This window comes from Candidatus Limnocylindrales bacterium (assembly GCA_035559535.1).
GTDB lineage: Bacteria > Moduliflexota > Moduliflexia > Moduliflexales > JAUQPW01 > JAUQPW01.
Genome location: DATMBG010000044.1, coordinates 151,586 through 170,970, shown reverse-complemented (window position 1 = coordinate 170,970; position 19,385 = coordinate 151,586). Strand labels below are relative to the sequence as shown.

General features: G+C 45.0%; 20 protein-coding genes. 8 read left to right on the top strand and 12 right to left on the bottom strand.

Annotation, left to right across the window (positions count from 1 at the left end):
• Positions 1–104: 104 nt before the first annotated feature.
• Entirely contained in the window at positions 105–839 is a 735-nt protein-coding gene (locus VNM22_17160; GenBank protein HWP48887.1) for a HisA/HisF-related TIM barrel protein, read from the top strand.
• Positions 840–942: 103 nt separating this feature from the next.
• Here VNM22_17160 and mptA read toward each other — a convergent pair whose 3' ends face one another.
• On the bottom strand, positions 943–1,902 hold the full coding sequence (mptA, locus tag VNM22_17155) for a GTP cyclohydrolase MptA (protein HWP48886.1): 960 nt from the start codon (positions 1,900–1,902) through the stop codon (positions 943–945).
• A 344-nt stretch (positions 1,903–2,246) separates the two neighbouring features.
• Here mptA and VNM22_17150 point away from each other — a divergent pair, with 344 nt between their 5' ends.
• From VNM22_17150 to VNM22_17130, 5 genes are all read left to right on the top strand, one after another.
• Positions 2,247–3,146: an NAD(P)-dependent methylenetetrahydromethanopterin dehydrogenase gene (locus VNM22_17150; protein HWP48885.1), complete on the top strand. Its 900-nt coding sequence runs from the start codon at positions 2,247–2,249 to the stop codon at positions 3,144–3,146.
• Between the two features lie 186 nt (positions 3,147–3,332).
• Positions 3,333–3,824, top strand: coding sequence for a formaldehyde-activating enzyme (gene fae, locus VNM22_17145; protein HWP48884.1), 492 nt, complete (start codon positions 3,333–3,335; stop codon positions 3,822–3,824).
• A gap of 294 nt (positions 3,825–4,118) precedes the next feature.
• On the top strand, positions 4,119–4,952 hold the full coding sequence (locus VNM22_17140; protein HWP48883.1) for a PAS domain-containing protein: 834 nt from the start codon (positions 4,119–4,121) through the stop codon (positions 4,950–4,952).
• A complete protein-coding gene (locus tag VNM22_17135) occupies positions 4,949–5,785 on the top strand; it encodes an MBL fold metallo-hydrolase (protein HWP48882.1) in 837 nt (278 codons plus the stop codon). Before VNM22_17140 ends, VNM22_17135 begins: the two co-directional genes overlap by 4 nt.
• A 93-nt stretch (positions 5,786–5,878) precedes the next feature.
• Positions 5,879–7,099, top strand: a complete 1,221-nt coding sequence (locus VNM22_17130) for an ATP-grasp domain-containing protein (GenBank protein HWP48881.1) — start codon at positions 5,879–5,881, stop codon at positions 7,097–7,099.
• Here the strand turns inward: VNM22_17130 and VNM22_17125 are convergent.
• The 7 genes from VNM22_17125 to VNM22_17095 all read right to left on the bottom strand — a co-directional run bounded on the left by VNM22_17125 (position 7,068) and on the right by VNM22_17095 (position 15,571).
• Entirely contained in the window at positions 7,068–7,628 is a 561-nt protein-coding gene (locus tag VNM22_17125) for a formylmethanofuran dehydrogenase subunit E family protein (protein ID HWP48880.1), read from the bottom strand. The genes VNM22_17130 and VNM22_17125 overlap by 32 nt on opposite strands.
• A gap of 10 nt (positions 7,629–7,638) precedes the next feature.
• Positions 7,639–8,361 (bottom strand): hypothetical protein, encoded by a 723-nt coding sequence (locus VNM22_17120; GenBank protein ID HWP48879.1) that lies wholly within the window; start codon positions 8,359–8,361, stop codon positions 7,639–7,641.
• A gap of 22 nt (positions 8,362–8,383) precedes the next feature.
• Positions 8,384–11,542: an efflux RND transporter permease subunit gene (locus VNM22_17115; GenBank protein ID HWP48878.1), complete on the bottom strand. Its 3,159-nt coding sequence runs from the start codon at positions 11,540–11,542 to the stop codon at positions 8,384–8,386.
• An 85-nt stretch (positions 11,543–11,627) separates the two neighbouring features.
• Complete coding sequence (locus VNM22_17110; GenBank protein ID HWP48877.1) at positions 11,628–12,776, bottom strand: efflux RND transporter periplasmic adaptor subunit; 1,149 nt, start codon at positions 12,774–12,776, stop codon at positions 11,628–11,630.
• Positions 12,777–12,824: 48 nt separating this feature from the next.
• A complete protein-coding gene (locus tag VNM22_17105; GenBank protein ID HWP48876.1) occupies positions 12,825–13,550 on the bottom strand; it encodes a hypothetical protein in 726 nt (241 codons plus the stop codon).
• A 107-nt stretch (positions 13,551–13,657) separates the two neighbouring features.
• On the bottom strand, positions 13,658–14,533 hold the full coding sequence (locus VNM22_17100) for an N-acyl homoserine lactonase family protein (GenBank protein ID HWP48875.1): 876 nt from the start codon (positions 14,531–14,533) through the stop codon (positions 13,658–13,660).
• A 159-nt stretch (positions 14,534–14,692) separates the two neighbouring features.
• On the bottom strand, positions 14,693–15,571 hold the full coding sequence (locus VNM22_17095; GenBank protein ID HWP48874.1) for a peptidylprolyl isomerase: 879 nt from the start codon (positions 15,569–15,571) through the stop codon (positions 14,693–14,695).
• A 256-nt stretch (positions 15,572–15,827) separates the two neighbouring features.
• Here VNM22_17095 and scpB point away from each other — a divergent pair, with 256 nt between their 5' ends.
• Positions 15,828–16,358 (top strand): SMC-Scp complex subunit ScpB, encoded by a 531-nt coding sequence (scpB, locus tag VNM22_17090; protein ID HWP48873.1) that lies wholly within the window; start codon positions 15,828–15,830, stop codon positions 16,356–16,358.
• Positions 16,355–17,104, top strand: coding sequence for a pseudouridine synthase (locus VNM22_17085; GenBank protein HWP48872.1), 750 nt, complete (start codon positions 16,355–16,357; stop codon positions 17,102–17,104). The genes scpB and VNM22_17085 overlap by 4 nt, the downstream gene beginning before the upstream one ends.
• 77 nt (positions 17,105–17,181) lie before the next feature.
• Here VNM22_17085 and VNM22_17080 read toward each other — a convergent pair whose 3' ends face one another.
• The 4 genes from VNM22_17080 to VNM22_17065 form a co-directional block, all read right to left on the bottom strand.
• Positions 17,182–17,547 carry an ATP synthase F0 subunit C gene (locus VNM22_17080; protein HWP48871.1) on the bottom strand — a complete coding sequence of 122 codons (366 nt, stop codon included), beginning with the start codon at positions 17,545–17,547 and terminating at the stop codon, positions 17,182–17,184.
• An 81-nt stretch (positions 17,548–17,628) separates the two neighbouring features.
• Positions 17,629–18,339: a F0F1 ATP synthase subunit A gene (locus tag VNM22_17075; protein ID HWP48870.1), complete on the bottom strand. Its 711-nt coding sequence runs from the start codon at positions 18,337–18,339 to the stop codon at positions 17,629–17,631.
• Between the two features lie 270 nt (positions 18,340–18,609).
• Entirely contained in the window at positions 18,610–19,035 is a 426-nt protein-coding gene (locus VNM22_17070; protein ID HWP48869.1) for an ATP synthase subunit I, read from the bottom strand.
• Entirely contained in the window at positions 18,992–19,261 is a 270-nt protein-coding gene (locus tag VNM22_17065) for an AtpZ/AtpI family protein (GenBank protein ID HWP48868.1), read from the bottom strand. The genes VNM22_17070 and VNM22_17065 overlap by 44 nt, the downstream gene beginning before the upstream one ends.
• Positions 19,262–19,385: the final 124 nt, after the last annotated feature.

Genomic DNA, 19,385 nt, shown 5'->3' with positions numbered 1-19,385 from the left:
GAAAACCCATTTAACTCTCTTTTTACCCCTATAAGCCGTCAGGTCCTGGAGAATAGAATACAAGGAATAACAGACCGAAAAATATACAAACGAGTAAATCGGTTATGCAAGTCATTCCGGTGATAGATCTCAAGGGTGGTTACGTGGTCCATGCTAAAAAAGGAGAACGTGACCGATATGAGAAAATTCAAAGTATTTTGGTGGATAGCGCAGAACCTCTTGCCGTACTAAAGGCTTTTCAAGATAAACTGGGATGTTCCCGGTTTTATATAGCCGATTTGGATGCCATTCAAAGGAAAAGAAAGCCTGATAAGATTTTGTCAGAGATTGTGCAGAACCTGCCGGACGGTCAGATCATGGTAGATGCGGGAGTGAATAATCTGGAATCGGCTTTACAGGTAATGGGTTTGGGAATTCATCAATTGATCGTGGGTTCTGAAACGTTAAGCGGTTTATGGGAACTTGCTTCTATTTTAAAAGAGGTGCCTTCTGATCGGGTCCTATTCAGTCTTGATATGAAAGAGGGAAAAGTCCTTTCTGAATCCGAGGAACTTCGAAGTTTGGATCCTGTTTCGCTTATCCATCGAATTAAGTCGATGGGTATAGGGCAATTTATCTTCCTGGAGTTGGCGAAAGTTGGAACAGAGAGCGGCATAGCCGGGGAGCTCCTCAAGGATATTCTTCGAGAACACCCCGATATCACGCTCCTGGTAGGAGGAGGGATCAGGGGAGTAGAAGACCTTATTTCCTTAAAGGAACTGGGGGTTAGAGGAGCTTTAATTGCTACCGCTTTCCATAATGGGAGGATTACCCGGGAGGATCTGGAAGCTATTCGGTAAAAATCTCTTACGAAAGGCTTAAAAGTTGCGAACTTTTTGGTTCCTTTCTTTGCTTTGGATAATGGTTTTGAAAGAAAAACAGATCCGATGTGCTACCGGGTTTTTAATCCTCCAACCAGCTCCGCAGGGTAGTATGTCGGGTAAGATACTTTCCCTGAAAGAGTTCTTCGCGGATCTCTTTGACCGTACCGTATCGTTCTGCAAAGACGTCATGGCTATGGATGGTTTCAAAATTTCGCTGCCTGGCCAGGAGAAAACTCTCATCGGAGAGGTTCGGGTATTTAACCAGGACCGCTCGAAGCATCTCTCGGACTACATCTTCTACAAACATGGGATGGGTATGGGCTTTGTGTACGATAAAGAATTCGTCCGGTCTTTTTAAAAGTTGATAAATCTGAGAGCTCATGGAGGCTTCTACAATATCTACCAGATCGTCCACATTGATTTTCAGGTCTGTTCCGACAAACAGGGTTCCTTCTCCTCGTTGATTATGGGAGGAAAGCGGTACGGTGGCTAAGATTTTTTCAATGTCCTCTTCGGTAAATCCGGCTTCCCAGAGTTTTTTCCTGGAATGTTCCCGGACCATTTCCTGCGCACAGGGACATACCGTCATACCCTGGGCTTCCCCACCCACAATGGTCCGGGTTCGGTTCTTCGTGCTTACGGCAATACTGATTAAAGAATAGATTTCCTGAGAAACCTGGTTAGATACAGGAGTTTGACGGTCTCTAGGATATTTAGCCCGAATGACTACTTCGGATTTCAGGGTATTCTGTTCTCGATTAATTCTCTCTGCAACGGTTTTTGCAAAGGATTCCAGATCCATGGAAGCCGATCGTATCACCTCATCGATGATCTCATTGACGATGGTACTGAATCGGGACATATGGAGACCCTTTTGCTCAGGAGACAGGTCTGCATACAAATCCATTTCCGAGTAAAAAAGATCCGCTCCCCGATCATGCTTAATGGGAATAATTTTCTTGACTCCTATCACCCCGACGCGACTTAAGCTGATAGGAACGTTAGGTCGCATTCCTTGAATATCTCTTACAGGTTTCATGGAAAGTTTATGTCCTCCGTTGGTTGATACCCCCTACTATTCCCCTGGAACAAGATAGCTAGAATACTATAGAGAGCAGGCAACTCCTCAAGTAACCCCTTTTATTAAAATATGCCAAATTCGGCAGGACGGGTATATCCTCTGGGTAAAAAATTCAAAAAATTATCTTGACAGGGCTTGAGATTCTTTATTTAATTTTCTCTAAGATTTAATTTCTGACATCCAGATTATCCTGAAATTTCATCCTTCCCGATATGAGGATATGGGGATTATTCACCGAGTCCCGTAAGGAGCTGGTGGATGTGCTAAACTTTGAATTTCAAAAGGGAGACTAATTTTCACCTATGGAAAGAAAACACCTTTTGTATATGTTTACAACTGATGATTATGCAAGTCCCTTCGATATTAATATGGCCTATGATGTGGGATTCGATATTGTTATCCCCTATACCCATGTAACTCCCCAAATCGGCGGGCTTTTGGCTCAAGATATTATTTTTTCTCGGGGTGTCGGGGGGACTAAATTTTCAAGTATTTTCATAGGAGGAAGTGATCTCAATTTAGCAGAGGATATCTGGAAAGCCGTGGAGAAAAACATGTTTCCACCCTTCCAGGTTTCCATCATGATTGATCCCAAAGGAGCTTATTCGACAGCCTCTGCTTTGCTGGCCAAGGTTGAAAAGTCCCTTGAAGTTTGCAAAATGGGTAATTTAGCGGGTAAGAATGTGGCTATACTGGGCGGTACCGGCCCGGTCGGTCGTATAGCTGCTGTGCTGTGTGCAAAAAACGGTTGTCATACGAAGATTGTAGAGACCGATCCTTCTCGAAGTCCGGAATTTGCCGAGACGATTGCCAAAACCCTTAAGGAGCGATATGGGGTCTCGGTAGAGGGAGATTATGCCTGGACTCCTGAGAAGAAACTGGATATTCTTAAAGAGGCTCATCTTATCTTCTCAACGGCTAAAGCCGGTATTCAGGTTCTTTCCAAAGCTATTCTGGAAAAGCTCCCACCGGGTAAAATCGTGGCAGATGTCAATGCCGTACCTCCGTCAGGGATTGAGGGACTTGCCTCTAATCAAGATTTAGCCGAGATTGTTCCAGGCATCTTGGGCATCGGAGCCTTAGTTATTGGAGACTTAAAATACAAGGTGGAAATGGACATGCTGGATAAGATAAGAACGGCAGAGAAAATGACGGTTGTTGATTTTCAATTTGCCTATGAGGCAGCGAAAAAACGACTTTAGCAGCAAAGTGAGTCTCTACTTATAAAAAAGAGAATCTTTGATGGGCGCATCAGATCCTGGTGTAGGTAGCCTGATGGGCTTTTCCTACAAATTTGTAAACCCTTACCGGGCTGGTATAGATTTTAGGAGCGCCCTTTATTGGATCTTTACCAGTCTGGTCTAATTAAAGAAAAGGAGGGACTTCTTATGGATATGCGTATCGGTGAATCCCTAGTTGGGGATGGAAATGAAGTAGCCCATATAGATTTGCTGATAGGTTCCAAAACAGGTCCAGTAGGTCAGGCCTTTGCCCAAACCCTTGTATCGCCGCGAATGGGTCATACCGCTCTTCTGGCCGTCTTAACCCCAAACCTCCAACCAAAACCGGCGACCGTTATTGTGAATAAGGTTACCATCAAGGGGGGAGACCAAGCGGTATTGATGTTTGGTCCGGCCCAGGCAGCAGTGGCTAAAGCCGTTGCCGATTCAGTTGAAGCCGGTGTAATTCCTAAAGGATTGGTCGAAGATATTGTGATTGTGGTCGGGGTATTTATTCACTGGGATGCCAAGGATAAGAAGAAAATTTACGATTATAATTACGAGGCGACCAAACAAGCGATTGCCCGAGCCATGAAAAATGAACCGAGTATCGATGAAGTACTGGCCAAGAAGGACACGGCCAAACACCCCTTCGCTTGATGGGGGATAATCCCCCATTAAAAAAGCAGCCTTAGATGATACCCAACAAGAACCCTCAAAATCTGCTGAAAAAGCCGGTCCCCCTCAGCAAACAAAGCCTGCTGAACCAGTAAAACCCGAGGAAATCAAACCAACAGAGGCCCCCGCAGGTTTGTTAGCTAAACTGACCCGCTTTTTTGGTAAACTTTTTGGGGGATAAAAAGTAGAGACGTTGCCAACAACGTCTCTACTTTAAAGTAACATATCCTTAAACCACCCGACCAGCTAAAGCCTCCATGAGCGGAAAGGGGATTTATGCCCCAGAAAGATATTGAAATTATTCTAATGCGGCAACTTGCGAGTTATCTTGCCATACCCACCCTTATTGCAGATTCCGGTGAAACCTTAATTTTTTGCAATGGTTCGGCTGAAGAAGTGCTGGGTTGTCAATACAAAGAAATCGGGGAAGTATCTCTGCAAAAATGGTCTTCTATGATTCCGGCAATTACCGAGGAAGGCTCACCCCTCCCCATGGAAGACAGACCCTTACTAATCGCTCTTCAGAAGCACCAGGCAACCCATCGGGCCTATTGGATTCGTACCTTTAACAACCTCTTCAAAAAAATTAAGATTACCGCCTTCCCCCTAAAGGGAATGGCGGGTCGATACCTGGGTGCGGTATCCATCTTCTGGGAGGTAAATCCTCTACCTAGGCAGGTAGTAAATGCTGCCCAAAACGTAGAAAACCTCAAAGTTTCCAGGTGTATAGAAGTCATCCTCATGCGACAGCTTTCAAGTTATCTTGCCATGTCGATCTTCCTGGTAGATCCGGTCGGAAACCTGCTTTTTTACAATGAATCCGCCGAAAGGCTTCTGGGCCATCGATATAATGAAACCGGTGAAATGCCTTTTGAGGAGTGGTCTACCATTTTCACTCCAACGGCCGAAGATGGTTCTCCTATTTCCCCCGAGGATCTCCCCCTGAGCATTGCTCTCCAGAAGTATCGAGCAGACCATCGTTCATTCTGGATCCGAAGTCTGGATGGAATTTTCAGAAGAATTGCAGTGACAGCATTTCCACTGGAAGGAGAAGGAAATCGGCATCTAGGTGCCGTGGCAATCTTTTGGGAGGAAGAGAACCCTTTATGAGAATCACCCTGTGGGGAACCCGGGGCTCCCTGGCAGCTCCAGGTCCTGAAACTGTCCGCTACGGAGGTAATACTTCTTGTGTGGAGGTAAGGGGAGCCGATGGGACTCTCTTAGTTCTGGATGCAGGGACCGGCATCCGGCGTCTGGGGGCCACTATCGGACCCGAAGTACCCCGTATCGATCTTCTCCTGACCCATCTTCATATGGATCATATCCAGGGATTGGGATTTTTCAAACCCTTAGATCAGCCCGATCAAGAAGTCCATATTTGGGGGCCTCCCTCCATAACCTTGGATTTACATGCCCGCCTGGCCCGATACCTTTCACCCCCCCTTTTTCCGGTATGGCTACGGGATTTACCCTGCCAACTTACACTTCATGACATCTCTCTAGGCAGTTTCCAGATTGGAGGATTTCAGATTATGGCCTCTCTCGTTTGTCACCCCGGACCGACCTTGGGTTTTCGGATTACCGAAGGCTCTACTTCAATCGCCTACTTGCCGGATCATGAACCAGCTCTCGGGGCGAAAGAATTTCCAGGAGAACCGGATTGGATATCCGGATTTAGCCTGGCCGAAGGGGTGGATCTTCTCATCCATGATGCACAATATACGCCGGAGGAGTATTCTAAGCGTATCGGATGGGGACACAGCGCCATTTCCCATACCATCCAATTTGCTACCGTTACAGGCGTCAAACGGCTTGTTACCTTCCACCATGACCCCAGTCATACAGATTTCCTTTTAGATTACCTCATCCAGGGTGTCCAAAACTCTTTTGATTTAACCTTTCAGCTCATCCCGGGAATCGAAGGGACTATGTTGGAGCTTTGAAGACGATAAAAATTGGATAAAAAGAGATCCTTCTCTTCAGATTCTGGATAAGCTTAAAATCTGAGTCAACCTATGGGGATTAAGTCGAATTCCATGAGAATCCTTTTAACTGGAGTCAGCACGCGGGCAATGGTCGAATCCGCCTTGAAAAGTCTTCCTGCCCGGAAGATTCTCTCCCTGGATTACTTCGGTGATTACGACTTGCAGGGACTTTGTGAGAATTACTCCCTTAAACGGACCTTCTCCAGGCCCTTTACGGCTTCGAATCTGTTTTCTGCCAGTCAGTATTTATCTTTCCAGGCGGTTATCTATACCTCAAATCTGGAAAATTATCCCTCCCTCCTAAAGAAATTTCAGCGTAAGAGTATTCTGCTGGGTAATTCCCCTAAAACCCTCTCCCGAATTCGTAATCCCAAGATTTTCTTCCCCTTTCTGGAAAGAACCGAAATTCCCCACCCCAAAACCTATTTTGAAGATCGAAAAGGGAAGATTGAACAGAGCGATCCTGGATTTTCGCAATCTATATTCTTACAAAAACCGATTTGTAGCGGGGGTGGGTTTGGGATTACCCAGATAAGCGCGCCAGAAAAAAAAGCTCGACAGGTTATCCAGGAGTATATCCCGGGTCTGCCTTGCTCTGCCCTGTTCCTGGCTAACGGTCAAGATAGTGTATTGATCGGCTTAACAGAACAACTTATCGGCCTTGAGGAATTTGGTAGCCGGGGATTCAGGTACTGTGGAAACATCCTGGGAAAGGTCTGGAGAGAAACTGAAGGCCCTCACCTCCTGGGAGAGCTGGCAGAAATTACGACCCTTTTAACCCGGGAATTTAAACTCCGGGGAGCTAATGGAATCGATTTTATCTTAAAAGATGGAGTCCCCTATCTTTTAGAAGTCAACCCTCGTTACACGGCAGCCATGGAGCTGATTGAAAAAGCCTACCATCTGCCGATTGTGGAGGCCCATCTGAATTCTTTGGAAGGTTACCTGCCGGCTTTTAATCTTATGACCTATCTGGAGAAGGGATATTGGGGTAAGGCTATTCTCTTTGCCGAAAAAGATTTGAAAGTCCCCCCCATTCAAAGAGATTGGTTTGAGAAGGGAATCCGGGATATTCCCCTGGAAGGGGAGCTTATCTACAAAGGAGAACCTGTTTGCACCCTTTTTGCCTGTGGCTCGACTCGAGAAGCCTGTTATAGAGAGTTGGTAGGAAAAGCCGAAAAGTTAAAGGCCGATCTGACATCTTTTGGTTTGATCCACGACTCCCCGGAGAAGCAACCCCCTAAGGAACTTCTTGAAAAATATCCTCATTAGTCGGCAGGGTATAAATATACAAGGAAACAATCTCCGCGTCACCCCAATCCTTCATCCACCCATTTAGTTTTTCACTAAAGTTTTTGGATAGCGTAAGCGTCACTTTTCCTCCTCCATCATTGAGGTTAATAAAGGTAATTTTAGGTTCAGCCGAAGGTAGCACTTCAATCTGTCGGTTACCGAAGGTAGCCCCTGTGATAATCTGGAGACCATCCAGGATGTAAGATTGGGGGGGTTCTAAATTAAGCTCGGCAATCACCTTGAGTTCATGTTTTTTAACTCCCAATTTTTTCATGGCATATTCACCCATTCTTAAACCTACCGCGAGTAGGGGATCCATCTTTCCGTTAAAGTCCTTGGCAAGTTCAAAGGCTTGAGCTTGAGGGTTGGAACTATCATGGCCGAAGCTCTTAGACGGGGTAGTCGAAAGTACCTCTATGATCACACCTAAGAGCAGGCAGAGGAAGAGAGAGCCCCCCGGTACCTTAGCTCTTCCCTGCGTGGTTAAAAGTTTAAGAATCCTCCACATAGGCCATCTTTCATTGTTTTTTCAATGGGGGTGGATTGAGAGTAGGCAAAACTTTTTCCTCTATCTGGGCACCTGGGGGGAGTTGAAAGAGATCATCAGGAATAGGAATATTCACCTCTACATCTTTGAGAATAGTAATGTAAGAATCTCCAGAGCCATCTGGAGGAGGTAGCATACGAGAGATCGTTTTCAAAGAAAGCCCACGCCATCGACATTCTTTAACACTACTCCGAATCGTTACTAACCCCCCTAGATTATGTTCTGAATCGTAGGTATAGACCTCGCACTCTTTTCCATCGACGGTTTCTGTCCCCACCTTTTGCAGGTTCTTTTTGGTTATCCATTTTTCATCATAAAGTACAGATTCCGCTTCCAAATCTGTTTTGGTCAATTTTATGGTCCCATCGCTATAGGTATTGGTAGAGGTATACTTATCATGGTCATGGATAATAATAAAACTTAACCCCTTGGGTTGATTGGGTGCGGAGGTAACTTCCCTAACTTTTTCAATTCGCTCCAGTTTACCTCCATTTTTGATCCAAATTTTAGAAGTGACTGTATCCAGGGTTCTCCCATCATAATCCACATGGATTAAGGTTTCCGTCCATTTAGCTGTATCAAATTCAAAGCCTTCGTAGTGTTTGGCCAGCACTGGTTGAGGAGTTTCAATCCAACAAAAGATCAAAGAAATTAAAAAGCCACATATAAAAGTTTTATGATACTTATATTCCATAAGGCTTCAATCAACCGTCTCATCAATTGTCTGTCGAAAGGGACAAAGGATCCCGGACAACGGACAACGGACGGCGGACCATGGACCATTTTTCTATTTTTTCATCGATTAAAGTGTAAACTACCGGTATAACCACCAGGGTCAGGCAGGTAGAACTCAACATTCCTCCGATAATACCTATGGCCATAGGTTGGCGGATTTCAAACTCGGATCCCAGTCCTACGGCCAAAGGAATCATACCAAAAATAGTCGTTAAAGAGGTCATCAAGATGGGGCGAAAGCGGATTAAGGCTGCAGATAGGACAGATTCTCGTCGAGGTAGACCTTGTTCTTTCAACGAGATGGCAAATTCGATCAGCAAAATGGCATTTTTAGTAACCAGTCCCATTAAGAGAACCATTCCGATCAGGGACATCAGGTTAAGGGTCTGTCTTGCCAGGAAAAGTGCCAACAGGGCCCCGATAATGGCTAAAGGGAGTGAAAGCATAATGGTAAAGGGATGGATAAAGGAACCGAATTGTGAAGCCAAAACCATATAAATAAAAATGACCGACAAGAAAAGGGCAAAGTACAAAGAGCGGAAGGATTCCACCATTTGTCGTACCTGGCTTCCAAAGGTATAGGAATAACCCGGCGGAAAATCTATCTGGGCTAGTCTTGCCTTGAGATCGTTAACTACTTCTCCCAGGGATCGGCCTTCAGCCACTTGACTGGCGAGGGTGATCTGGTGGGTTCGATTGAGCCGCTCAATTCGGGTCACCCCGGATGAATAACCAAAGGTGGCAATGTCCTGGAGTTGGATTTTCTCTCCTTTAGGAGTTAAAATAGTTAATTTACCCAGATCCTCGGTTGAACGTCGCTCCGATTCCTGTATGTGAATCCGGATATCATGGGTATAACCACCTTCCCGGAATTTAGCCGGGACAACTCCTTCTACCATAGAGCGGATCAAGTTGGCCACTTCCCGCACTCCAAGGCCGAAATCAGCCGCTTTTTTCTGATCGATCTTGATTTCAAATTCTTGCCGTCCTCTGGCCGACAGAATTTTAATATCTGCTGTACCTGGAGTTGTTGCCAATACTTTAAAAACATCATTGGCCAGACTTCTCAGGACTTCAAGCTTCTCACCTCGAAGATGGAGCAGGATCGGAAATTCCTGGATTTCCTCTCCAAAAGCCCCGACAGGAATAAAGGCAACCCTCAGGCCGGGAAATTTAGGAAAATCTCTCCGAAGTTGGGTAATAATTTCGTCTTGGGACATTTTTCTCTCAGAGGGTGGTTTCAGTTTAACTTTAATTTCGGTTCGCTCAACCCCTGAGGTAGATCCTACAATGGAGAGTATATCCTGGATATCCCGGCAGGGAACACAGGACTTATTCCAGTCTGCATCCAAAAACTCTTCTACATCGTAGACCACATCATTCATTTGATTAATGGTAGACCCCAGGGGTAATTCCAGCAAAATACTGAATTCTCCACTATCAGGAGTGGGAAGGAATTCACTTCCCAGGAAGGGAATTAAGAGTAAACTCAACAAAAACATAACCCCGGCCCCATAAAGCACCTTTCCCCGATTATCCAGTGCCCAGTTTAAAATACGTTCATAAAGAGAGAGATAAAAGGGGCGAGGGGGAGAATGGATGAACGGACGTGCCTCCACCCTCCCGTTCTCCCATTCTCCTATTGCCCCCTTCTTCCCCATGACTTTCATGAAACGGGATGAAAGCATCGGATCCAGGGTAAAAGCAACAAAGAGGGATAAAAGAACCGAAACGATGACCGTTATTCCCAGTTCTTTATAGAACCTTCCCCCGGTACCGGTCATGAAAACAACAGGTACAAATACGGCAACAATGGTAAAGGTGGAGGCCATAACGGCCAGACCCACCTCGGCGGTTCCTTCCCGGGCCGCTTGAAAAGGATTTTTCCCCATTTCCATATGCCGGAAGATATTTTCACGGACTACAATGGCATCATCTACAATGAGACCTATAGCCAGGGATAACCCCATCAGGGTCATTAAATTAATACTATAACCCTGAAAATACATAAAGGTAAAGGTTGCAATGACGGCTGTCGGTAAGGTTAGCGAGACGATAAATGTGCTTCGCCAATCCCGCATGAAAAGAAATACAATAAGAACCACCAGGGCCGTACCGATCAAGAGACTGTAATACACATCCCGAACAGAGCTGGCAATCCTTAAAGAATCGTCCCGCATCAATAAGACCTTAACATCCGAGGGAAAGGTTTTGGAGAGTTCGGCCAATTTTGTACGTACCTGTTGGGCTACGGTCAGGGCATTACTCCCCTGTTGTCTTCGAACTCCAAAGGCAACCGCTTTGTCTCGGTTGACACGGGTTAATAAGCGGACCTCTTTGTAGTAATCGTACGTATATCCCACATCCCTCAGATAAATGGGAGATCCCTTCTCATACTTTAAGATGATATTATCCAGTTCCGCAAGATCGGTTATCTCACCCCGCGTTCTCAAAACCAGTTCTTTCTTCCTCTCTTTAATCCGTCCTCCTGGGACAACCGACATTTCTTCCCTAACCCGGTCCACAACCAACTGAAACGGAATTCCTCGGACGGCCAATTTGTTGGGATCCAGGTTGATTTGGATCTCCCTTTCCAATCCTCCCATGATATCTATCGCCGCCACTCCTTCTATACTTTCCAGTTGGGGTTTTATGTACCGATGAATAAGAACCCAAAGTTGATCAACGGTCCGATCATCGCTTTCTCCCATTAAGGCATAAAGCATCATAGGGTGGAAAGCTGGATCGAATCTTTGAATTTTAGGTTCCTCAATTCCTTGAGGCAGGATATGCCTGATGGCAGAAAGAGCCTCTCGTACCCGGTTTGCCGCCTGATCTTTAGGGGTTTCCAGGGTAAACTCAACCTTCACCTCGGCAACTCCTTCATTGGAAGTCGAGAGGATATTGGTAACCCCTCCAATGGGGGCTACTGCTTCTTCCACAGGCTTGGTAATAAGGTTTTCAATTTCCTCGGCACTGGAGCCGGGATATTGAATGGTAATCAAAACCACAGGAGGGAAAACATCCGGAAAACGCTCTACGCTCAACAGAGAAAGCGAAACCAGGCCGAGGACAATCAAGGCAGCAGTCACCATGGTGGTGAGTACAGGCTGTCGTATAGATAAATCCGAAAGATACACTGGAAAACGTTTGAGAGTCTGAAATCCGAAGTTTGAAGTTCAGATATCGGACTTCAGACTTTAGACTTCAGACCGGATCTTGTTCTTACCGAATGGCCCGGACCAATTGTCCGTCAACGAGCGTAGGAGCTCCGATAGTGACCACAAGATCTCCTTCCTTTAACCAACTGGTCTCTTTTTCTTGAGCTCCAGCCTTACCTGTTTCTTCAATCATATAGTTGACTCCATCGCTTAACCCCAGATTAACCCCTCGGGCTACCACCGGAGAACTTTTTCCCTGAGCAATGGCTTCCTTATCTTCTATAACATACACGATGGTTGCTTCAGTTGCTTGAAATTCTGATTTAACAATAGCTTCCTTGGGAACCAGAAGGACATTTTTATAATGCTCGATCACCAATCCCACTTCGGAAGACATACCGGGTCTGAGCTTACCATCTTTATTGGGAATTTCTACCCAGATATCCAGGGTTCGGGTTTCTGGATTGATGGTGGGACTGATACGGGCCAGTTGTCCCTGAAAGATCGCCAAAGGAAAGTTCTCCAGGGGATAGGCCCCTACCCGAACCTTTGCCTTCATTCCAACCTGAACCTGGGAAATAAATTTCTCCGGAATTCCAGCCCGAGCATAAACCGATTCTATATCTTCAATTACAAAAAGTGGCTCAGGAGAAGCTACAGTCCCCAAAGCGGCCACGGTATCTCCAGCATGGACGTTTTTCTTTACCACCATGCCGGAAATGGGAGCCCGAATTGTATAATCGTTTAACCTTTGACGTAACTCGGCTTCCCGTGCCACCTGTTGTTTTATTCGAAGGGCCTGTAAAAAACCATCCTTCGAGGGATCTAATTCGGTTATGGGAGCCGCTTTTGCAAGTTCCAGTTCTGTTTCAACTCGCTTGAGCTCTGCTTCGATTCCGCTGGAATTGATAACCGCCAGCACATCTCCAGCCTGCACTTTATCCCCTACATTAACCAGAACTTTGTCTAACTGTCCGGTTACCAGGGAGAAGACACTGGCCTGCTGGCGCGGTTCAATACTTCCCAGGGCTGAGAAGAGAGGTTCCAGGTTTCCTCTTACCACCCGAGCCGTTTCAACCAAGGCAATTCCTTTTTCACCTGTTTCAGGAACCCTGGAAATGGACCGCGGTTTTAAGGTAAATACCACCAGGATAAATAAAAGAATTAAAATGAGAAGGGGAACGACTTTGGAAAAAAAACTTTTAGACGGCATAACCTTTTAACTCTCGTTTCTTCCAGGTATGCTTCTAAAAGAAAGGTCTTAACGATGCACTTTCTCTTGATAGGTCTCCGGTTTACGATAACCCGATTCATTCATTTCGTTCCATTGTCTCTGGACGTTGGCCAGATAAACAGCTTCTAGATTCTTCAGATCTGTGGAAAGCCGGTTTCCTGTTTCTGGAGCAGTAGCAGGGTCCGAAGGATACCTGGCTTTGGCTTCTTCGTAAGTCTCTATAGCCTTTTTCATGTTTTTCATGTTGAAAGGGACCACTCCATAATCGGGGTCTGTGCCTTGATTAAAAGTAACGGGAAGATAAGCTAAATTCCGATAGCTTTCCCATAATGCCTGATATAATTGAAGGGGTTGTTTCCTATCTTCAAAGAGGGACTTAGCCATTTCTAAGTTTTCAATAGCTTGTTTGTATAATTCTTCTAAAGTTTCCCTTTTAGGATTGTTTAAGGCCTGGGCTTCCTGGTAATAACTTAACCCAAGCTGCAAATAAACTTGAGGATCTTTGGATTGTGCCTTAACCTGAGCAAGCCATTTTTCCCGCTCGGCGGTTAAATTCGTACGAGAAGTATCCGACTCCTTTACCGAGTTTACATTCTGGGAAGCGGTTTTGTCAACCTTTTGTTCACCGGGAGAGGACCCTTTTTGTTTTTCGGAAGTTTGCTTTCCGGCTTTATCGGAATTACATCCGAAAAGGAGTGGAAAGGACATTACAGTTCCCAGGGTTAGAATAAGAATAATTTCTGTGACCTTCATGGTTTAAAAATATACTCGAAAAAAAATTCGTCTCCCTCAAAACTAAAGGGAGACGAATTTCTAAAAGGGGTCATGGACCCATTGCTCTCTATCGAAAAGACCCTTGCTTATTCAACGACTGCGATAGTACGATCGTCAATTTTCTTGAACCCATGTTTCTCAGGTTCAGAGTAAAGGAGGGGTTCATGACCGGGAATGAGTAAACCGTTACCGACTGCCGCACGAATCTTCTTATAAGATTCAACCATTTGATACAAATTTAAACCGAATCCAAGGGGAATGTCTTCATTTATATTCCGGTACATATAAACGGCATCCGAAGTATAGCAGGCTCTTCCTTTGGTCGTTTCTAAGCAGACAGTTTGAGTTCCGGCTGTATGACCTGGAGTCAGATAGACGCTTAGACCGGGAATAACATCTTGAACATCTCCATCGACCAGGATCACTCTTCCTTCCCAGTTCAATTTGACCAGGTTCAGGATGTCGGCCGGTTCAAAACCTGCTTTAGCTTGTTTATTTTGAGTCATAGAGCCCGCTGCAAATTCCAATTCCCTGGTTTGGATGATAAACTTGGCATTGGGGAAAGCGCCAGTACCCCCGGCATGATCCCAGTGAGCATGTCCAATGGTTACGTAATTAACATCTTCGGGCTTAATGCCGGTTTTTGCAAAGGCAGTTTTATAATCAACGTAATCTTTAGCACCCCATTTCTGACCTATTTCCATGTTGGTGAAGCCAGAATCCAGGGCTACCACCGTATTTCCGCTCTTGGCAAGGCAAAGCTGGAAAGGAACATTGACTTTCTCGCCTCTTCCAACTCCAAATAATAGAGCATCTAACGGATAATTTGCCAGAGTGGCAAAATTAACACAATATAACTTATCAAACTTGGCCGATTCTGCAGCACTTGCTTTGCCGGTAGAAAAAACAAAGGAAATAGCTAGAATAGCGAGGATCAAAGCAACAACCTGTTTGATCTTCATAAGGCACCTCCTTGATTATCACCTTTGAAACATTAAAACACCGGTAACATTAATAAATAAACAAACGACGCACACTTTAAACCCTTGACTTAACAAAAGTTAACCCCTATCACCTCCTTTCTAACTTAAAGTAACTTTGAAACATCTCCTTACAAAGGTTTACTTAATCAAATCTAACTGCTCCTTGTCAAGTACAATTTTTAAATTTTTCTTCAAAGAGGCCAGAAGTTCACCGGCAACTCGGGATTGTTTGTCCAGCAAAGCTCTATCCCGTACCTTATTCTCAACCCTCTCAAAATCCAACTGATCTCCCAACTTTTTCTCATCTAATTTGATAATATGATAACCCACATTGGTTTTGATCGGTCCGGCAATTTCTCCAGGGTTCATAGAGAAGACGAATCTGGCTACCTCGGGATCCATCTGCTCCCGGGTTAAATAGCCTAAATCTCCTCCTTTTTGACCGGAAACTTTATCCTCCGAGATCTGCTTGGCCATGGTGCCGAAGTCAGCTCCACTTCGAATCAACTCTAGAATTTTTTCGGCTTTTTCCTTAGCTTTTGTATCGGCATCTGAATCTGCAGAAGCTGGCCTGATCAAGATATGACGAACTCGAACCTGGTCTATGGTGCGGAATTCATCCTTGTGCTCTTCATAGTATTGGCGCGCTTCGGCTTCGGTGATTTTAACATCCCGTTTGAGCTCATTTATGAGGTTGACAATGATAATTTGTGCAGTGGCCTCCTTAATTTGTTGAATAACTTCTTTCCTTTCAGGAATACCTCGACTTTCTGCCTCTTTTAAGAGAATTTTTTGATTTATCAACTCTTCCAAGAATTTTTCCTTGCCCTCTGGGGTGGAGTACTTCTTTTTAGTTTCTGCCGGAAGATTATCAAAGGAGGCTTTAAACTCTTCTACGGTTATTTCAATCCCGTCGATTTTAGCCAGTATAGGGGAAGGAGAATTTTCTGCCTGGCTGAAGGTAGAGAACAGGGAGAAGAGGATTGTAGTAAACAAGAAGAACCCTATACCCATCATCTCCCTACCTGCTTACGATGTTAATTCTTAATTCGAGGTCCTTAGTTAACTGATTGTTTTAGTGAGTGAATCTTATAGCCAAAATATCTGTCTCCCTTTACTATATAAGGGTTCCTGGTTCGATTTTGTCAATACCTTTTTCACTCTCAATTCCTGATTCTACAATTTTAAAGACCAAAACCCTTGACAAAGGTTTATTTTGTAAGTAATAAGTTCTCAACCTTTAATCTTAAAAAGTTTCAACGTCCGAAGGAATATGGATACCCAGGAAATTAAAGCTACCCTTGAGGCCCTTCTCTTTGCATCCCCAGAACCCCTTACTTTGGATAGAATCTGCGAGGTTTTAGAAGGGGTAGACCCCCAGAGTATCTCCGCCATGCTAAGCCAGTTAGATCGGGAGTATCAGGAGCCGGGACGAGGGTTTCGAATGGTTCGAGTGGCAGGAGGTTATCAATTGGCAACCAAACTCGAGTATGCCCGCTGGATCAAAAAGTTAAATATCCTCAAAAAACGCTCCAAATTGTCTCTTCCTTCTCTAGAAACCCTGGCGATTATAGCATATAAACAACCCATTACAAAGCCCGAGATCGAAGAGATTCGCGGTGTTAATGTTGATGGGGTTATCAAAACCCTTTTAGAGCGTGGATTGATCCGTATTATCGGTAAAAAGGAAGTGCCGGGCCGACCGGCTGTGTACGGAACAACCCCAGAATTTCTCCGACACTTCGGGTTAAATGATTTATCCGAGCTGCCTGAGCCCGATGAGTTTGAAGAAATGGTATCATGATGGAAAGATTACAAAAGGTTTTAGCAAGGGCAGGAATTGCTTCTCGGCGGGAGAGTGAGCGGCTGATTAAAGAGGGTCGGGTTATGGTCAACAGTAAAATTGTTACCCAACTGGGAACCAAAGTAGACCCAACCCAGGATATTATCCAGGTAGACGGAAAGCAGATCTCTCTTAAAAAATCTTACCATTACCTCCTCCTCTATAAACCGGCTGGGTATTTGACAACCTTCAAAACAGATGAAACCAAGCCGACCCTGGCCGATTTGCTTCCCAAGCTAAAGGGTCGGGTCTTTCCCGTGGGAAGACTGGATTTTAATTCCGAAGGCCTGGTCTTTTTGACCGATGATGGAGAGCTGGCCTATATTCTCCAACATCCTAAATTTGAAGTTCCTAAAACCTATGAGGTACGGGTACATGGCATTCCCGATGAGAAGGATCTCAATCGGCTATCCCAAGGAATCCGACTGGAAGATGGGAAAACAAAACCGGCTAAAGTCCGGCTTTTACGAACAACCGGGAAAAATGCCTGGCTTCAAATAACAATTTATGAAGGTAAAAAACGCCAGGTTCGACGTATGTGTGAGGCGGTGGGACATCCTGTTTCTCGGTTGATACGGGTAGCTCTGGGGCCTTTAACCCTGCAAGGACTTGAGAAGGGAAGCTATCGGTTCTTAACCCCTGAAGAAGTTACTTCCCTCAAGAAATACGTGGAAAAACTCAGCCGGAAGAAAACCAAAGCTAAGTAAGTATGGGAGTGTAGGGATATGGGGGTATGGGAGTTTGGGAGTGTGGGAGGACTCCCACACTTCCGTATTTCTTGGATTTAACCCAGTAAACCAAAGGGATCGACAAAGAAGATAATCAGTACGGTAACCAACACGTAAATAGCAATAGATTCGATAAAGGCCAGACCGATAATCATAGCCGTTTGGATTCGTGGTGCTGCCCCAGGGTTTCTGGCAATTCCATCGCAGGCACTTACAATGGCGCGTCCCTGGCTTAAACTGGTAATCAAAGAGCCGATGGCCATGGCGAATCCACCGGTAAAAACGGCTACGGAAAAGTAAGTAATTCGATTAGCCCCGCCCGCAGACTCCTCAGCGGTTTTTTCAGCAGCCAAAACCGGTAATGCAACAAAAGCAATCAACATTACAAAGGCAGTTACAACAAGGGTTTTCTTTGAGAACACGTGTTTTCCTCCTTTTTTCTAGTTATATAAGGATAAGGGAGAAATAGATACTCCAGATCCCTCTATTCCTCCCTTATCCTTTTAATGTTCTTCCTCCCCAGCTACAGCACCGGCAAGGTACAGGCAAGTTAGAAGAACGAAGATGAAGGTCTGAATAAGACTCGTGAAAACAGCCATAAACATCATGGGTAGGGGAACCACAAGGGGGGTAATGTAAACCATGAGTACGGCAAGAACCAGATCCTCACCCATGATATTGCCAAAAAGACGCATCGACAGAGAAAGAGGTCGGGCAACATGGCTAATAATTTCCACCGGGAACATCAGGGGAGCCAACCAGGGAATGTTTTTCTCCCCAAGACCAGGTCCCATAAAGTGCCGGATATAATTCCAGGCCCCATGCTCTCGAATTCCCTGATAGTTGTAGTAAATAAAAACAACCAGAGCACATGATGCCGTTGTATTTAAACTGCTGGTCGGAGACTTGAAACCGGGGATTAGCCCAAGAATATTGGAGAGAAAAATATACAAAGCCAGTGTTCCTACCAGAGGTAGATATTTTCTTCCTTTGGGCCCAACCGTATCTTCTAATAAGTTATCCAGGGCCAGGACTAAAATCTCAATAACCGATTGAAGCCGTGAAGGAATAAAAGTGATATTCCTGGATATAAAGTACCCCAAGCCTATTAAAATGATCATGACCAGCCACGTCATGAGCACATGTTCCGGTATATGTAGACCAATCCAGCTCAACAAAGTACCGATGAGTGTCGGATGTTCGAGTTTTTCCATTTCTTTTGGATGATCTTTACCCTGAAGGTAGTAACAATGTCCGTTGTTACTACTCTGTTTACTTAGTTTTGCTTGACTTTTAAGTAGCCCTAACCCCCGACCCCTCTCCCCCTCCCTCACCCTCCCCGTGGACGGGGAAGGAAGGGGTAGGGGCGAAGAGGAGAGCGAGAAGATCTCCGGGTCAACTCCCCAACCCCCTCGCCTGAAGCCTCAGGCGAGGGGGTTGGGGGGGAGGGCAGAATAGCTATTCAAATTTAACTTTACAAGGCATTACAAACGTTGTGATTTCTTTTGCCTCTGTTCTTGAATGGCCTGACCGATTCCCGTCAGGGTTATAGCCATCAGAATTAAGGATAGTCCCAAAATAAAGCCTATCAACCCGCCTGTTTTGAGTTTAAAAACATAGAGAGTTGCCAGGGCAATCAGTCCGAATCGAAAGAAGAATCCAAGAAAATAAAGAAGGTTAACCTTTGCAGGAATTCGATGAGGAATTAACGTCCTTCGCACCGAGAAGGTAAGTCCTCGAAAATTAAGTAGACAAACTCCCCCTCCGATTAAAATGCCCAGCGTAAAGTAAAGATTTTGAAAAATTAAGCTGGCCACTACCACAGCCACCAATAGCCGGGCGTAGTTTACTTCGATTTGTCGGATGCTAATCCCTTGTCGGGGGTTTGTCACCTCCTTCGAACTTTTCACGGGAGTCCTCTTTACCAAGTTTAGTTACCTCTTTAATGACGATACTAAACCCTGCCGCAATTCCAAAGATCATAAAAAGTAAAAACATCCAGGGTTTAGTTCCCAGGAGACTATCCAGATACAGTCCAATAGCAACGCCAATGACAATGGACATGGCCATTGCTATTCCCAGCGAGCTAAGTTGCCCCACCTGTCGGAGCGGTTTCCATTTATCCTCCTGACTCACGTATTTATAAATTGAGAGATTTTCTATCTGAAATGGATTGAAGGTTAATTACTACACAGTATAATATAGCGTCAAGACTTTTTTTGGAAAGTAGGAAAATAAAATTTTAAATTCCAGGACTTTC

Excerpts from the sequence above, each read along its gene's own strand:
- VNM22_17160 (HWP48887.1), top strand. The coding sequence starts at position 105 with ATGCAAGTCATTCCGGTGATAGATCTCAAGGGTGGTTACGTGGTCCAT.
- mptA (HWP48886.1), bottom strand. The coding sequence starts at position 1,902 with ATGAAACCTGTAAGAGATATTCAAGGAATGCGACCTAACGTTCCTATC.
- VNM22_17150 (HWP48885.1), top strand. The coding sequence starts at position 2,247 with ATGGAAAGAAAACACCTTTTGTATATGTTTACAACTGATGATTATGCA.
- fae (HWP48884.1), top strand. The coding sequence starts at position 3,333 with ATGGATATGCGTATCGGTGAATCCCTAGTTGGGGATGGAAATGAAGTA.
- VNM22_17140 (HWP48883.1), top strand. The coding sequence starts at position 4,119 with ATGCCCCAGAAAGATATTGAAATTATTCTAATGCGGCAACTTGCGAGT.
- VNM22_17135 (HWP48882.1), top strand. The coding sequence starts at position 4,949 with ATGAGAATCACCCTGTGGGGAACCCGGGGCTCCCTGGCAGCTCCAGGT.
- VNM22_17130 (HWP48881.1), top strand. The coding sequence starts at position 5,879 with ATGAGAATCCTTTTAACTGGAGTCAGCACGCGGGCAATGGTCGAATCC.
- VNM22_17125 (HWP48880.1), bottom strand. The coding sequence starts at position 7,628 with ATGTGGAGGATTCTTAAACTTTTAACCACGCAGGGAAGAGCTAAGGTA.
- VNM22_17120 (HWP48879.1), bottom strand. The coding sequence starts at position 8,361 with ATGGAATATAAGTATCATAAAACTTTTATATGTGGCTTTTTAATTTCT.
- VNM22_17110 (HWP48877.1), bottom strand. The coding sequence starts at position 12,776 with ATGCCGTCTAAAAGTTTTTTTTCCAAAGTCGTTCCCCTTCTCATTTTA.
- VNM22_17105 (HWP48876.1), bottom strand. The coding sequence starts at position 13,550 with ATGAAGGTCACAGAAATTATTCTTATTCTAACCCTGGGAACTGTAATG.
- VNM22_17100 (HWP48875.1), bottom strand. The coding sequence starts at position 14,533 with ATGAAGATCAAACAGGTTGTTGCTTTGATCCTCGCTATTCTAGCTATT.
- VNM22_17095 (HWP48874.1), bottom strand. The coding sequence starts at position 15,571 with ATGATGGGTATAGGGTTCTTCTTGTTTACTACAATCCTCTTCTCCCTG.
- scpB (HWP48873.1), top strand. The coding sequence starts at position 15,828 with ATGGATACCCAGGAAATTAAAGCTACCCTTGAGGCCCTTCTCTTTGCA.
- VNM22_17085 (HWP48872.1), top strand. The coding sequence starts at position 16,355 with ATGATGGAAAGATTACAAAAGGTTTTAGCAAGGGCAGGAATTGCTTCT.
- VNM22_17075 (HWP48870.1), bottom strand. The coding sequence starts at position 18,339 with ATGGAAAAACTCGAACATCCGACACTCATCGGTACTTTGTTGAGCTGG.